This window comes from Phyllobacterium sp. NPDC097923 (genome assembly GCF_044760925.1).
Taxonomy (GTDB): domain Bacteria; phylum Pseudomonadota; class Alphaproteobacteria; order Rhizobiales; family Rhizobiaceae; genus Phyllobacterium; species Phyllobacterium calauticae.
On the sequence record NZ_JBIWBL010000001.1, the window covers coordinates 1466578 to 1479845 of the forward strand.

At 57.4% G+C, this 13268-nt stretch carries 16 protein-coding genes; 10 read left to right on the forward strand and 6 right to left on the reverse strand.

Annotated elements, in window-relative coordinates; translation table 11 throughout:
- The first annotated feature begins 52 nt into the window (after positions 1-52).
- From ACIQWS_RS07390 to ACIQWS_RS07415, 6 genes are all read left to right on the forward strand, one after another.
- Complete coding sequence (locus ACIQWS_RS07390) at positions 53-385, forward strand: phasin family protein (protein ID WP_288193659.1); 333 nt, start codon at positions 53-55, stop codon at positions 383-385.
- A 186-nt stretch (positions 386-571) separates the two neighbouring features.
- Positions 572-925: an ATP-dependent Clp protease adapter ClpS gene (gene clpS / locus ACIQWS_RS07395; protein ID WP_105733146.1), complete on the forward strand. Its 354-nt coding sequence runs from the start codon at positions 572-574 to the stop codon at positions 923-925.
- A 6-nt stretch (positions 926-931) separates the two neighbouring features.
- Positions 932-3406: an ATP-dependent Clp protease ATP-binding subunit ClpA gene (gene clpA / locus ACIQWS_RS07400; protein WP_403173736.1), complete on the forward strand. Its 2475-nt coding sequence runs from the start codon at positions 932-934 to the stop codon at positions 3404-3406.
- Positions 3407-3472: 66 nt separating this feature from the next.
- Complete coding sequence (locus ACIQWS_RS07405) at positions 3473-4231, forward strand: AzlC family ABC transporter permease (protein ID WP_403173741.1); 759 nt, start codon at positions 3473-3475, stop codon at positions 4229-4231.
- On the forward strand, positions 4228-4578 hold the full coding sequence (locus ACIQWS_RS07410) for an AzlD domain-containing protein (protein WP_403173745.1): 351 nt from the start codon (positions 4228-4230) through the stop codon (positions 4576-4578). The genes ACIQWS_RS07405 and ACIQWS_RS07410 overlap by 4 nt, the downstream gene beginning before the upstream one ends.
- A gap of 79 nt (positions 4579-4657) precedes the next feature.
- A complete protein-coding gene (locus tag ACIQWS_RS07415) occupies positions 4658-5596 on the forward strand; it encodes a phosphatase PAP2 family protein (protein WP_403173748.1) in 939 nt (312 codons plus the stop codon).
- On the opposite strand, the gene ACIQWS_RS07420 is transcribed toward ACIQWS_RS07415, so the two are convergent.
- The 4 genes from ACIQWS_RS07420 to ACIQWS_RS07435 all read right to left on the reverse strand — a co-directional run bounded on the left by ACIQWS_RS07420 (position 5593) and on the right by ACIQWS_RS07435 (position 8764).
- On the reverse strand, positions 5593-6027 hold the full coding sequence (locus tag ACIQWS_RS07420) for an HIT family protein (RefSeq protein WP_346308444.1): 435 nt from the start codon (positions 6025-6027) through the stop codon (positions 5593-5595). The genes ACIQWS_RS07415 and ACIQWS_RS07420 overlap by 4 nt on opposite strands.
- A 250-nt stretch (positions 6028-6277) precedes the next feature.
- On the reverse strand, positions 6278-7462 hold the full coding sequence (locus tag ACIQWS_RS07425) for a GNAT family N-acetyltransferase (RefSeq protein WP_403173750.1): 1185 nt from the start codon (positions 7460-7462) through the stop codon (positions 6278-6280).
- A gap of 115 nt (positions 7463-7577) precedes the next feature.
- The gene (locus ACIQWS_RS07430; RefSeq protein ID WP_403173754.1) at positions 7578-8297 is read right to left on the reverse strand and encodes a glycerophosphodiester phosphodiesterase; all 720 of its coding nucleotides are present in this window, start codon (positions 8295-8297) and stop codon (positions 7578-7580) included.
- Between the two features lie 2 nt (positions 8298-8299).
- Positions 8300-8764, reverse strand: a complete 465-nt coding sequence (locus ACIQWS_RS07435) for a RidA family protein (protein ID WP_403173757.1) — start codon at positions 8762-8764, stop codon at positions 8300-8302.
- Positions 8765-8884: 120 nt separating this feature from the next.
- Here ACIQWS_RS07435 and ACIQWS_RS07440 point away from each other — a divergent pair, with 120 nt between their 5' ends.
- Positions 8885-9709 carry a cell envelope integrity EipB family protein gene (locus ACIQWS_RS07440; RefSeq protein WP_403173760.1) on the forward strand — a complete coding sequence of 275 codons (825 nt, stop codon included), beginning with the start codon at positions 8885-8887 and terminating at the stop codon, positions 9707-9709.
- Between the two features lie 2 nt (positions 9710-9711).
- Here ACIQWS_RS07440 and ACIQWS_RS07445 read toward each other — a convergent pair whose 3' ends face one another.
- Together ACIQWS_RS07445 and ACIQWS_RS07450 are read right to left on the reverse strand one after the other, a co-directional pair.
- Positions 9712-9993 (reverse strand): helix-turn-helix domain-containing protein, encoded by a 282-nt coding sequence (locus ACIQWS_RS07445; protein ID WP_403177579.1) that lies wholly within the window; start codon positions 9991-9993, stop codon positions 9712-9714.
- Entirely contained in the window at positions 9993-10316 is a 324-nt protein-coding gene (locus ACIQWS_RS07450; RefSeq protein ID WP_403173763.1) for a type II toxin-antitoxin system RelE/ParE family toxin, read from the reverse strand. Before ACIQWS_RS07450 ends, ACIQWS_RS07445 begins: the two co-directional genes overlap by 1 nt.
- Before the next feature lie 278 nt (positions 10317-10594).
- Between ACIQWS_RS07450 and rpsB the strand changes: the two genes are divergently transcribed.
- From rpsB to pyrH, 3 genes are all read left to right on the forward strand, one after another.
- Positions 10595-11389 carry a 30S ribosomal protein S2 gene (gene rpsB / locus ACIQWS_RS07455; protein ID WP_105732893.1) on the forward strand — a complete coding sequence of 265 codons (795 nt, stop codon included), beginning with the start codon at positions 10595-10597 and terminating at the stop codon, positions 11387-11389.
- A gap of 117 nt (positions 11390-11506) precedes the next feature.
- Positions 11507-12430 (forward strand): translation elongation factor Ts, encoded by a 924-nt coding sequence (gene tsf / locus ACIQWS_RS07460; protein ID WP_346306826.1) that lies wholly within the window; start codon positions 11507-11509, stop codon positions 12428-12430.
- A 101-nt stretch (positions 12431-12531) separates the two neighbouring features.
- Positions 12532-13254, forward strand: a complete 723-nt coding sequence (gene pyrH / locus ACIQWS_RS07465) for a UMP kinase (RefSeq protein ID WP_105732891.1) — start codon at positions 12532-12534, stop codon at positions 13252-13254.
- Positions 13255-13268 lie beyond the last annotated feature (14 nt).

Sequence of the window (13268 nt, forward strand, 5' to 3'; positions counted from 1 at the left end):
AGTGCACACTAAATACGGCTACGCAGAAATTTAATCCATGGAAGGATTTATCATGGCCAACCCATTCGAAACTCTGAGTGAATCCAGCAAGGAATTCGTCAACAACTCGATGAAGAGCGTTTCGGTCCTGTCGCAGGGTTTGCAGACAATCGCCAATGAAGCGGCTGAATATTCGAAGAAATCCTTCGAAGACGGCACGGCACTGGTTGAAAAGCTCGGCACGACCAAGTCGGTCGAGCAGCTCTACGAAGCGCACACCGCATTCTCCAAGAAGGCCTATGAAGCATTTGTTGCCCAGGCCACCAAGTTCGGCGAACTCTATGCCGACCTCGCCAAGGAAGCCTACAAGCCCTACGAGGCGGCAGTTGCCAAGGTTACCAAATAAATCCAGCCTTATTTGCGGCTTGCGAAAGGTCCGGTTGCGCGTGCAACCGGACTTTTTTTATTTGCGCGCCCGAAAACGGGCCGAGTGATATTGCATGCTTTGTGAGAGGGCTTAAAATCAGCGCGTTGCGACCTACATAGAATGCACAGGGCAACACATGACCACCAAATGCGGGTATTGGAAGAGATGAAGCGGTTTGCACCAACAATGCAAGATGAAGACAAAGGCAGCGGCAATGGCCCCGGCCGGGGAACGGCTGTCATCACACGTACCAAGCCTAAGCTGAAGAAGCCGAGTCTTTACCGGGTGTTGCTCCTGAATGACGATTACACCCCCATGGAATTCGTCATTCATGTTCTGGAACGCTTTTTCCAGAAAAACAAAGAAGATGCCACACGCATCATGCTTCATGTGCATAATCATGGAGTCGGAGAGTGCGGCGTCTTTACCTATGAGGTCGCGGAGTCCAAGATGACCCAAGTCATGGACTATGCGCGGCAAAACCAACATCCGCTACAATGCGTGATGGAGAAAAAGTGAGGTTTCATGCCATCTTTCTCACCTAGTCTGGAGCGGGCCCTCCATCAGGCGCTGACAATCGCGAACGAGCATCATCATGAATATGCGACGCTGGAGCATCTGCTCCTCGCGCTCATCGATGATCAGGACGCGAGCAGTGTCATGCGCGCCTGCAATGTTGACCTCGCACAGCTGACCCGCACGGTGACCGACTATGTCGATCACGAACTGGACAACCTTGTCACCGGGTATGACGAGGATTCAAAACCAACTGCCGCGTTTCAGCGCGTCATCCAGCGCGCCGTTATTCACGTTCAATCCTCCAACCGTGAAGAAGTAACCGGCGCCAACGTTCTCGTCGCTATTTTCGCCGAGCGGGAAAGCCATGCGGCGTTCTTCCTGCAGGAACAGCAGATGACCCGTTACGACGCGGTCAACTACATCTCCCATGGCATCTCGAAGCGCCCCGGCGCATCCGAGCCGCGCACCCCGCTGGGTACGGAGAGCAACAACGAAGAAAACCACGCTTCCGAGTCGGAAGAGGGTGCAACGAAGAAGAAGCAGGACGCTCTGACGGCCTACTGCAACAATCTGAACGACCGCGCGAAAGCCGGCAAGATCGATCCGCTGATCGGCCGCGATCAGGAAATCAACCGGACGATCCAGATTCTGTGCCGTCGTTCCAAGAACAACCCGCTCTATGTCGGTGATCCCGGCGTGGGCAAGACGGCCATTGCCGAAGGTCTTGCCAAGCGGATTGTCGAAGGCAAGGTGCCGTCGGTCCTGGCCGACGCCACGGTGTTTTCGCTCGATATGGGCACGTTGCTGGCCGGAACACGCTATCGCGGTGATTTCGAAGAGCGTCTGAAGCAGGTCATCAAGGAGCTCGAAGAGTTTCCGGGTGCGATCCTGTTCATCGACGAGATTCATACGATCATCGGTGCGGGAGCCACGTCGGGCGGCGCAATGGATGCGTCGAACCTTCTGAAGCCGGCCTTGTCTTCCGGTGCGATCCGCTGCATCGGCTCGACGACGTACAAGGAATTCCGCCAGTTCTTCGAGAAGGACAGGGCGCTTGTCCGGCGGTTCCAGAAGATCGACGTCAATGAGCCGTCCATCCCGGATGCCATCGAGATCATGAAGGGTCTTCGCCCGTATTTCGAGGACTTCCACAAGGTCAAGTACACGGTGGAAGCGATCAAATCGGCGGTGGAACTGTCGGCACGCTATATCAACGACCGCAAATTGCCCGACAAGGCAATCGATGTGATCGACGAGACAGGTGCCAGCCAGATGCTGCTGCCGGAAGGAAAGCGCAAGAAATCCATCGGCGTGAAGGAAATCGAGGCAACCATTGCCACGATGGCCCGCATCCCGCCGAAGACCGTGTCCAAGGATGACGAAGCGGTTCTGTCCAATCTCGAGGCCGAACTGAAGCGCGTCGTTTACGGTCAGGACCTTGCAATCGAAGCTCTGTCCTCCTCGATCAAGCTGGCCCGTGCCGGCCTGCGCGAACCGGAGAAGCCGATTGGCTCCTACCTGTTCTCGGGTCCGACCGGCGTCGGCAAGACCGAAGTTGCCAAGCAGCTGGCGCTGTCGCGCGGCGTGGAACTCCTTCGTTTCGACATGTCGGAATATATGGAGCGTCACACGGTTTCGCGTCTGCTCGGTGCACCTCCCGGCTATGTCGGTTTCGACCAGGGTGGTCTTCTGACCGATGGCGTCGATCAGCATCCGCATTGCGTGCTGCTGCTCGATGAAATCGAAAAGGCCCATCCGGATCTGTTCAACATCCTGTTGCAGGTCATGGATCACGGCAAACTGACGGATCACAACGGCAAGCAGATCGATTTCCGCAATGTCATCCTGATCATGACAACCAACGCGGGTGCGTCGGATGCCGCACGTTCGGCCATCGGTTTCGGCTCCTCGCGTCGTGAAGGCGATGACATGGAAGCGATCAACCGGCTGTTCACGCCGGAGTTCCGCAACCGTCTCGATGCCATCATTCCGTTCGGTCCGTTGCCGATCCCGGTCATCCATCAGGTGGTCCAGAAATTCGTCATCCAGCTTGAGGCACAGCTTGCCGATCGCGGCGTGACGTTTGATCTGAAGCCCGAGGCAATCGCCTGGCTGGCCGAAAAGGGTTACGACGACCGTATGGGCGCCCGTCCGCTCGGCCGCGTCATTCAGGAGCACATCAAGAAGCCGCTGGCTGACGAAGTGCTGTTTGGCAGGCTGAAGAAGGGCGGTACCGTTGTCGTCTCGGTTGCCGAGAAGGCCGATGGTTCCAAGGGTCTCGTGCTTGACTATATCGCCGACGAAGTGGCGGTGAAGCCGAAGCAGGAAATCGCCGTCGAGAAAAAGCCGGTGGCGAAGAAGAAGCCTGCGCCGAAGAAGCCGATACTTGAAAAGGTGACGGCCGGTCCTTCCATCGCCGACGAGCCAACGCCGCCATCGCGCGGCAAGGCATCGGTGCCCAAGGTGCCGCGCAAGAAGTAACGAAAAGGCCGCCTCCGGGCGGCCTTTTTCTTGCTGGCATGGCAGGATCGGGCTATCGGTTGAATCATGGGCGATTCCGAATTTCCTTCATCACAGACGCCGGCGGATGACACCGGGAGAACGCGGTTCTCCTGGTTTCTGTCCGGCATGGCGATGATCTTCAGCATCCCGGCCTTCATTCTGATGACGGCGCATGTGGGCTTTGCCGGTTTTGCCAGCGAGAATGGCGTATCCCTGCTGCAGGCAAGCTTCATGGTCGCGACGATCTGGGCGCTTCCGGCCAATATCGTCCTGATCGGCGCAATTTCCGGCGGTTATTCTCTCATAGGGGCGGCGGTTGCGGTCGCCCTGTCGTCGATCCGTCTCATGCCGATGGTTGCCGCCTTCATCCCGGAAATGCGAGGGCCGAAAACGCGCAGGATCACGCTGCTTTTGCTGTCGCATTTCATTGCCGTCACCGCCTGGGTCATGGGCATGGAGCGATTCCGCCACATTCCGCGCGATATGCGCGTCAGCTATTTCGCCGGGCTCGGCATCACGCTGACCGTGACCAATTCGCTCGTGGTGGCACTGGTCTATTTTCTGTCGACGGATTTTCCGCCGGTTGTTTTCGCCGCGCTGTTCTTCCTGACGCCGATGTATTTCCTGACGTCGCTGTGGGGATCGGCGCGCGACCGGTCGGTCCACGTGGCCATGGTATCGGGTCTCGCACTGTTCCCGCTCATTCATCACCTGGCACCGGCCTATGATCTGCTGCTGACGGGCTTTGCCGGCGGCGCGGTGACCATGGGCTATGTACGGTGGGCGAGGGGGCGCGCGGCATGACCTGGCACAGCCTGACCGACTGGTGGTGGCCCTATCTCTTCATCCTGCTGGCGGGCTGGCTGCCCACGGATATCTGGCGCTATCTGGGGGTTCTCATCGGCGGCCGCGTGCGCGAGGATTCCGATGCGCTCATCGCGGTGCGCGCCGTTGCAACGGCGCTCGTCGCGGGTGTCATCGCCCAGCTCATTCTTTATCCCAGCGGGGCGCTGGCCGCGTCCTCGGTGTTCCTGCGCCTTGGTGCCGCCGCTGTCGGGTTTCTGGCCTATCTGCGCCTTGGCCGCCATGTGATCGTCAGTGTCATCGCGGCGGAGATGGTCTTGATAATAGGGCTTTTTCTCAATTTTTAGCTTTGATTAAGCCAATCGCTTAACGGGATAAACATCCCCGCTCTCTAGGTTTGCCGGAGTACTCGTGCGGGGAGTTCAGATGAGGTCGAAGAGTCAGACCCTTTGGAAAGCATTGGTTGTTGCCGGAATACTGCTGGTCGATGCGGTGTGGATTGCCGTGTCTAACTTCCGGTTCGACACTTTCAGTGCCTTGAAAGCGGTCGTCCTGACAAGCCTCTGCAGCATCGTGGCCTATATCTATCATGCAAAGCGGCCGGTGCGTCATCTGAGCGTGATGTGCGTTGAAACGGCGATTCTCATGGCATTCAGCGCTGCCGCGGCGGTATTGAGCTATCTGGTGACATCGCTTGATTTTCCCTCCGTAGACGTCCCGCTCATGCGCCTTGACGCTCTGCTTGGCTTCGACTGGCTCGCCTATGCGCAATATGTTGGCGATCACCCCTGGCTGGGTCTGTTGTTCTCGATCACCTATCTGACGACGCTGGCTCAAGTCGCCTGTGCCGTCATCATCCTCGGCGTAATGGAGGATGCGAAAAGGGCACAGCACTTCGTTGCAGCTGTCATGGCGGGCGCCCTTGCGTGCATCCTGATTTCGGCGGTTCTGCCTTCAGCAGGAGCATTGGCGACAATCAAACCTGCCGATGCCATATGGAAAATACACAGGCCGGTGGTGGATCTGGCCTACAAGCAGACCTTCTTTGATCTTCGCTCCGGCGTTGATCAGTGGATTTCGTTCTACTCCATGAAAGGACTGATCGCATTTCCGTCCTATCACGGGACCCTCTCGGTCCTGCTGGTGCTGGCTTTTTCCGGTGTCCGGTTCTGGTTTCTGCCGATCCTGATATTGAACACCATTATCCTGATCGGCACGCCGATCGAGGGAGGACATCATCTTGTCGATGTCATCGCAGGCGTCGGCGTGGCTCTGATATGCTGGTACGGTACCGGACTGCTTTACAAACCGGGCCGTGCTGCCGCCATCAGAACGATCCAGCGTCCTGCCATGGCGACAGCCTAAGCGGCCTGTGCGAGCGCCTGTCTGATTTTGTCAGCGTTGGCGGCGAGCACGCCCTGATCTTCCATCTGACCCGTATGCGGCTTCAGTGCAACACCTTCAAAGCGCGGAATGATGTGGAAATGCAGATGGAAAACCGTCTGGCCCGAGGCCGGTTCGTTGAACTGGCTGACCGTCACCCCATCCGCGTCAAAAGCTGTCTTGACGGCGCGCGCAAGCTTCTGCGTCGTGGCAATGGCGGCCGCGAGGCTGGCCGGCGCGGCATCGAGGATGTTGCGCGAGGGCTGCTTGGGTATGACCAGGCAGTGGCCCTTGCCCTGCGGCATCACATCCATGAAGGCATAGGTGTCGGTATCCTCGTAGAGCTTGTGCGAGGGAATCTCGCCGCGCAGGATTTTTGCGAACACATTGTTGTCGTCATAGGTCTGGCTCATGGGGCACCTGTCTTTCCTGAATGATGAATCGGATGTTTGCCATGTGCTAGTGGTCCGATTCTGACATTTGCAACCCCTTTGATACAAGCCATTCTGGCAAATGTCAGAATCAAAGGACCACTAGCAAGCATATAATTCTAGTGGAACTTTGAATTTGACATTCGCATGTTGCAGATGATGTCAAATGGGATGCGAATGTCAAATTCGTTCCACTAGCGCAAGGTCAAGCGTGCCCGGGCAAATGGTGTGTTCAGCAGTCGGATTTCTTGAAGGGGGCGTGTTCGTTCAGCACGTCGCTCATCATCGCAACGTCATTGCGCTCGTGCTCAAGAAAACCGGCGACGGCGCGGCGCAGACCCTCATGCGCGATATAGTGGGCGGAATGGGTGGTGACCGGCAGATAGCCGCGTGCCAGCTTGTGCTCGCCCTGGGCGCCTGCCTCGACCACATGCAGCTTGCGTTCAATGGCAAAATCGATGGCCTGATGATAGCAGACCTCGAAATGCAGGAACCGGTGGTCCTCGATGCAGCCCCAATGGCGGCCAAAAAGCCGGTCGGAACCGATGAAATTGATGGCTCCGGCGATGTAGCGGCCGCCGCGCCGCGCCATCATCAGGACGATGTCGCCGGGCATGCGCTCGCCGATCAGCCGGTAGAATTCCCGATTGAGATAGGGGCGGCCCCATTTGCGGTTGCCGGTGTCCGTATAGAAGGTGAAGAAGTCGTCCCAGACCGGTTTGGTCAGGGCGTTGCCGGTGAGGCGGTCGATGGAGATGCCATCAGCCAGCGCTTCGCGCCGTTCGCGCTTCAGGGCCTTGCGTTTGCGCGCGGCAAGACTGTCGAGAAAATCATCATAGGTTGCATAGCCTTCGTTGAAGAAGTGAAACTGCTGATCGATGCGATGCAGGAAACCGGCTTCGTTGAATGCCGGCAGATCGTCTGTATTCACAAAGGTCGAATGCGCGGATGAAACCCCGAGCTGTCCCGTGAGCTGCCGCAGGCCATTGGCAAGCGCTGCCCGGACAGCCGGACCGTCCCAGTCCCGGTGCACAAGCAGGCGAGGGCCCGTCGCCGGCGTGAAGGGAATGCTGGCCTGCAATTTGGGATAATAGCGCCCGCCGGCCCGCTCGAACGCGTCGGCCCAGCCATGGTCGAAGACATATTCGCCCTGGCTATGGCCCTTCAGATAGCACGGCACCGCGCCGATGACTGTCCCTGTGACATCCTCGAGGCGCAGGAACTGCGGCAGCCAGCCGGACTTGCGGTCGACGCAGCCGGAATCCTCAAGCGCGGAAAGAAAGGCGTGCGAAAGAAACGGATTGTAGCCAGGCGCGCCGCTCGACGTTCCCGAGAGCTGCGACCATTCCTCCGGCGTAAACGCGCCGATTCCATCGCCGACGCGCAAGGTAAACTCGCCCTGATCAAGATTTGACATTGCTGAACTTGGTTTCCTGACGTTGCCGGCAGGATGAAAGTCGCCTCGCTGCCTCTGATTAAACTAGGTATTCCACCCGGCGATACAAGAGGCAGCGCGGCAGGACCGCCGTGTTTCAAACGGAGCGGGGATCAAAGCCTTCGAACGTGATCTGATCCACATGCGCATCGCTCGTGGCCTTGTCCGCGGGGCTGCGCACCGTCCATGAAATGACGGGCAGGCCGAGCCTTCCCTTCACGAAGCCGACAAAGCGGCTTTCGAGATGATGGACATTGTAGGAGACGAAATCGATATCATGGGCGAGCATGGAGAAATGCGCCTCCAGATCGCGGTCATCGATCCCCTCCGCCGTGAGCCCGGCCGGAATCCCCGGAGCGTCCCTGCCGAACAGCCGGATGAGGTGATGGTCGAATGACATGATGGCGGCATTGCCCTCATATCCGGCCAGATCCTCCGCGACTGCCTTGACGAGACCATCGTCCCTTCCCGGAATACCCTTCAATTCGATGACGATCGGCACGCGGCCGGCAATGAGCGTGAGCGCTTCTGCGAGTGTCGGCACGTGGTCCTTTGTACCGCCGACCCGCAACGCGGCGGCGTCGGCCACCGTGACATCATGAATGTTGCCGGGCTTTGCAACCAGACGATCCAACGTGCCGTCATGGAACACGATGGCTTTGCCATCGGCGGAGAGGTGTACATCGCATTCGATGGCAAAGCCGGCACTTGCCGCCGCATCAAAGGCTGAAAGCGTATTCTCCCAGCGGGATTTGTTGAGATCATGCAATCCGCGATGGGCAATGGGGCTCTTAGTGAGCCATTCCAATGATGCCATGATCAGCGGACCTCGATGATCGCTTCGATTTCAACCGGCGCATTCAACGGCAGCACCGCTGTGCCCACGGCGGAACGGGCGTGGCGGCCCTTGTCGCCGAGCACGGCCACGAGCAGGTCGGACGCACCATTGGCGACGAGGTGCTGTTCGGTGAAATCCTTGGAGGAGGCGACAAATACCGTGATTTTCACGATACGCTCGATCTTCTCGAGATCGCCGAGCGCGGCCTTTGCCTGGGCAAGGATATTGATGGCGCAGGCCTTTGCCGCTTCCTGGCCCTGCGCCAGATCGACATCAATACCGAGCAAACCGGTATGGACCAGCTTGCCCCCGGCCAGCGGCAATTGCCCCGACGTGAGAAGCAGTGAACCGCTGCGTGCGAAGGGCACATAGTTTGCGGCCGGAGCGGCGGCAACGGGCAGGGTAATTCCAAGGTCGTTTAGACGGCTGTCGATGGTGCTGGTCATTGGGTTTCTCATCCTTCTCATGCGGAATCGCAAGTGATTGTGAATGAAGTTGCGATTTTTGCCTCGCTTCCGCCAAGAGTTTTTTTAATATGGCCATTCGAAAACTGGAGAATCTTGTCAATGCGTCTATTCCCCGTCCTCGTTTTCAGCCTGAGTGCCCTTGGTCTTTCCGGATCATCGATGGCTCTCGCCGCTGGAACAGCGACTCTCGTACCACACCGCGCCATTTATGATCTCAAGCTGGATAACGCGCAGGAAAGCAGTGGTATCACGGGGCTGACAGGCCGCATGGTATACGAATTCAATGGTTCGGATTGTGAAGGTTACACGACAAATTTTCGCTTTGTGACGCGCGTCGACATGGAAGAACAGCCTCAAAGGGTGACCGACCAGCAGACCACCACGTTCGAGTCGGGGGACGGCGCCAAATTCCGTTTCGTCAACAAGACATTTGTCGACCAGAGTCTGACCAAGGAAGTGCGCGGCGATGCGCTTCTGGACAAGGACAAGACGGAAATCTCCCTTACCAAGCCGGAAGCGAACAAGGAAAATCTCGAGCTTTCACAGTTCCCGACACGCCACATGCAGGAATTGATCGAGAAGGCGATCGCCGGGGATGTGTTCTACCAGACAAAACTGTTCGACGGCTCCGAGGATGCCGACAAGGTCATGGCGACGACGGTGGTCATCGGCAAGCCCGCTCCCGGTGATTCCGATGACGAGACGAAGAAGATGGGCGCGCTCGAGAAGGAAAACACCTGGCCGGTTTCCATCGCCTATTTCGACGATACGGACAAATCGGAAGGGCTGCCCAGCTACCGCATCAATTTCAAACTCTATCGCAATGGCGTGACCCGCGATCTCAAGATGGATTACGGCGATTTCTCCATGACCGGCAAGCTCGTCAATCTGGAGCTTTTCGATGCGCCGAAGTGCACGAAATAGGCTTACGCTGCCTGACTTATATCCAGCCGGACGGTGAGTCCGGCATCTCGGGCGATATTGATCAGTGTATCCAGGCTGAAATGCGTGATCCGGCCGCGCAGAAGATCATTCAGGCGCGGTTGCGTTAATCCGAGACGCTGCGCGGCTTCGACTTGCGTGAGCTTCCAGCTTTTCACCTGCTGCTCGATCGCAATCATCAGGCTGGATCGCATGGACATGTTGGCGGCTTCCGCGGAATTGCGTTCCAAGGCATCCCATACACTTGAGAAACTCTCTCGCTTCATCATTTTATCTCCAGAAGTCTTTGTAGCCGCAGGGCAGCTATATTCAGGTCTTTGCTTGCCGTTTTCTGAGTCTTCTTCTGAAATGCATGCAAAACATAAACGACGTCTGCCAAGGCGGAGATATAGATAACCCTGAAAGCCCCCTGGCTATCCCGCACACGTATTTCACGTACGCCACTTCCGATGACAGGCATCGGGCGCCAATCGGTTGGAGACAGGCCAAGTTGTAACTTGTGCAGTTGAACGCCAATCTCCTTGCGTATGGCCTCGGGGAAATCCCGGAGTGAAGCGAGTGAATTGCCGGCAAACTCCACACGTTTCATATTGATTGCCCATTATATCAGTTTTTGTATAAAACGCACAAGAGTATAGCGGGCGGCCCGTAAAACGGACATTGAACGATGGTCGTAAGAGGGCTGGTGCAATCAAATGCAGCGAAAATTAGCCGTAGCTCTTGCGTTTGCCGGTAATATCCATTAACAGCCGCTTCATTCCACACACGGGATTTGGGTTGATATCGGGAGAAATCCGATATGGCCTCCGGTGGCGGGTTTCCCGCCTCTTTCCTGTGGAGGTTAAACCGGAAAAGGAAAACTAAGAGATGGCATTGCCTGATTTCAGCATGCGTCAGCTCCTCGAAGCTGGCGTTCACTTCGGCCACCAGACACATCGCTGGAACCCGAAAATGGCACCATACATTTATGGTGACCGCAACAACATTCACATTCTTGACCTGGCCCAGACTGTTCCGCTGCTTCACCGCGCGCTGCAGAAGGTTTCCGACACCGTAGCCCGTGGCGGCCGCGTTCTGTTCGTCGGCACCAAGCGCCAGGCTTCGGACATCATTGCCGATGCGGCAACCCGTTCGGCCCAGTATTACGTCAATGCCCGCTGGCTCGGCGGCATGATGACCAACTGGAAGACGATCTCGAACTCCATTCAGCGTCTGCGCAAGCTGGACGAACTTCTTTCCGGCGAAGCGCAGGGCTTCACCAAGAAGGAACGCCTGAACCTCGATCGTGAACGCGAAAAACTCAACCGCGCCCTCGGCGGTATCAAGAACATGGGTTCGATCCCGGACCTGATCTTCATCATTGATACCAACAAGGAAGCGATTGCCATTCAGGAAGCCAAGCGTCTCGGCATTCCGGTTGTAGCCGTTATCGACTCCAACTGCGATCCGGACCAGATCGACTTCCCGATCCCCGGCAACGACGATGCATCGCGCGCCATTTCGCTCTATTGCGATCTGATTGCCAAGGCTGCTCTTGATGGCATTCTGCGTCAGCAGGGCTCGCTCGGCATCGATGTCGGCGCCCAGGAAGAAGCACCTGTCGAGCCAGCGCTCGAAGAGCCGGCACAGGCTCCTGCACAGGACGGTGAAGCCTCCGCTTGAGGCTTCATATACCCGTCGTAACGGGTGACTAAAAACAATTGTATTGGCGCATGACGCGCCGCAAAGTTGGCATGCTGGTTTCCCCAGTATGCCTTCGCTTTGAGAAGAGGCGACATAATGAGCATTTCTGCATCACAGGTAAAAGAACTCCGCGAAATCAGCGGTGCCGGCATGATGGACTGCAAGGCAGCCCTGACCGAAACCAATGGCGACATGGAAGCTGCCGTTGACTGGCTGCGTGCCAAGGGCATTTCCAAGGCCGACAAGAAGGCCGGCCGTACGGCTGCCGAAGGTCTCGTTGGCGTTGCAACCAACGGCAAGAAGTCGGTTATCGTTGAAGTCAACTCCGAAACGGACTTCGTTGCCCGCAACGACGCGTTCCAGGACATCGTTCGCAACGTTGCGACGGTTGCTCTTGGTAGCGATGGTTCCACAGCTGCCGTTGCTGCTGCGACCTATCCGGCAACCGGCAAGTCCGTTGTCGACACCATCAAGGATGCGGTTGGCACAATCGGCGAAAACCTGTCTTTCCGCCGCTCTGCAGCGCTCAGCGTTGGTGAAGGCGTTGTTGCAACCTACATCCACAACGCTGTTTCCGACGGTCTCGGCAAGCTCGGCGTTCTCGTTGCCATCGAAACCGCCGGCAATGCCGACGCTGCCAATGCATTCGGCCGCCAGGTGGCCATGCACGTTGCGGCAACCAACCCGCTGGCTTTGACCGCCGCTGAAGTCGATCCGGCTGCCGTTGAGCGTGAAAAGGCTGTTTTCACCGAATCTGCACGCCAGTCCGGCAAGCCAGACAACATCATTGAAAAGATGGTCGAAGGCCGTCTGCGCAAGTTCTATGAGGAAGTTGTACTTCTCTCGCAGGCTTTCGTCATCAATCCCGACCTGACTGTCGAAGCCGCTCTGAAAGATGCGGAAAAGGCAATCGGCGCACCGGCCAAGATCACGGCATTTGCCCGTTTTGCTCTGGGCGAGGGCATCGAGAAGGAAGAGACCGATTTCGCAGCGGAAGTTGCAGCAGCTGTGAAGAAGTAATTTCACAACTGACGAAATCAGAGGGCATCGCGTGACAACGCGGTGCCCTTGGTGTATCCGGGCTTCGAATATCTGAAATGCACGACTCTGCGGGAGGTCTTATGGTTGGTACGGCTGTCTATAAACGCGTTCTACTGAAAGCCTCCGGTGAAGCCCTCATGGGCGATCAGGGTTTCGGTATCGACGTTGCGGTTGCCGACCGTATTGCCAGTGATATTGCCGAAGCGCGGGCGCTCGGCGTTGAAGTCGGGGTGGTGATTGGCGGCGGCAATATTTTTCGCGGTGTCGCCGTCGCGTCGAAGGGCGGCGACCGGGTCACCGGCGACCACATGGGCATGCTTGCCACGGTGATCAATTCACTGGCCTTGCGCACCTCCCTCGTCAAAATTGGCATAGACACCGTCGTCCTGTCCGCCATTGCCATGCCTGAATTGTGCGAGACGTTCTCGCAGAGACAGGCGACAGCCTACATGGACATGGGGAAGGTCGTGATTTTTGCCGGCGGCACGGGCAATCCATTCTTTACGACAGATTCGGCCGCAGCATTGCGCGCAGCCGAAGTGGGTGCCGATGCCCTGTTCAAGGGCACGCAGGTTGACGGCGTTTACACCGCCGATCCCAAAAAGGACCCCAGCGCCGTCCGCTTTGAGCGACTTACCCACAAGGAGATGCTCGATCGCGGCCTTACGGTGATGGATACAACAGCCGTGGCCCTTGCGCGCGAGAACAATATCCCAATAATTGTCTATTCAATCCACGAAAAGGGTGGTTTTGCCGAAATTCTGCAGGGCAGAGGACGCGCGACAATCGTTTCCGACGATTGACCCGCCAACCTCGC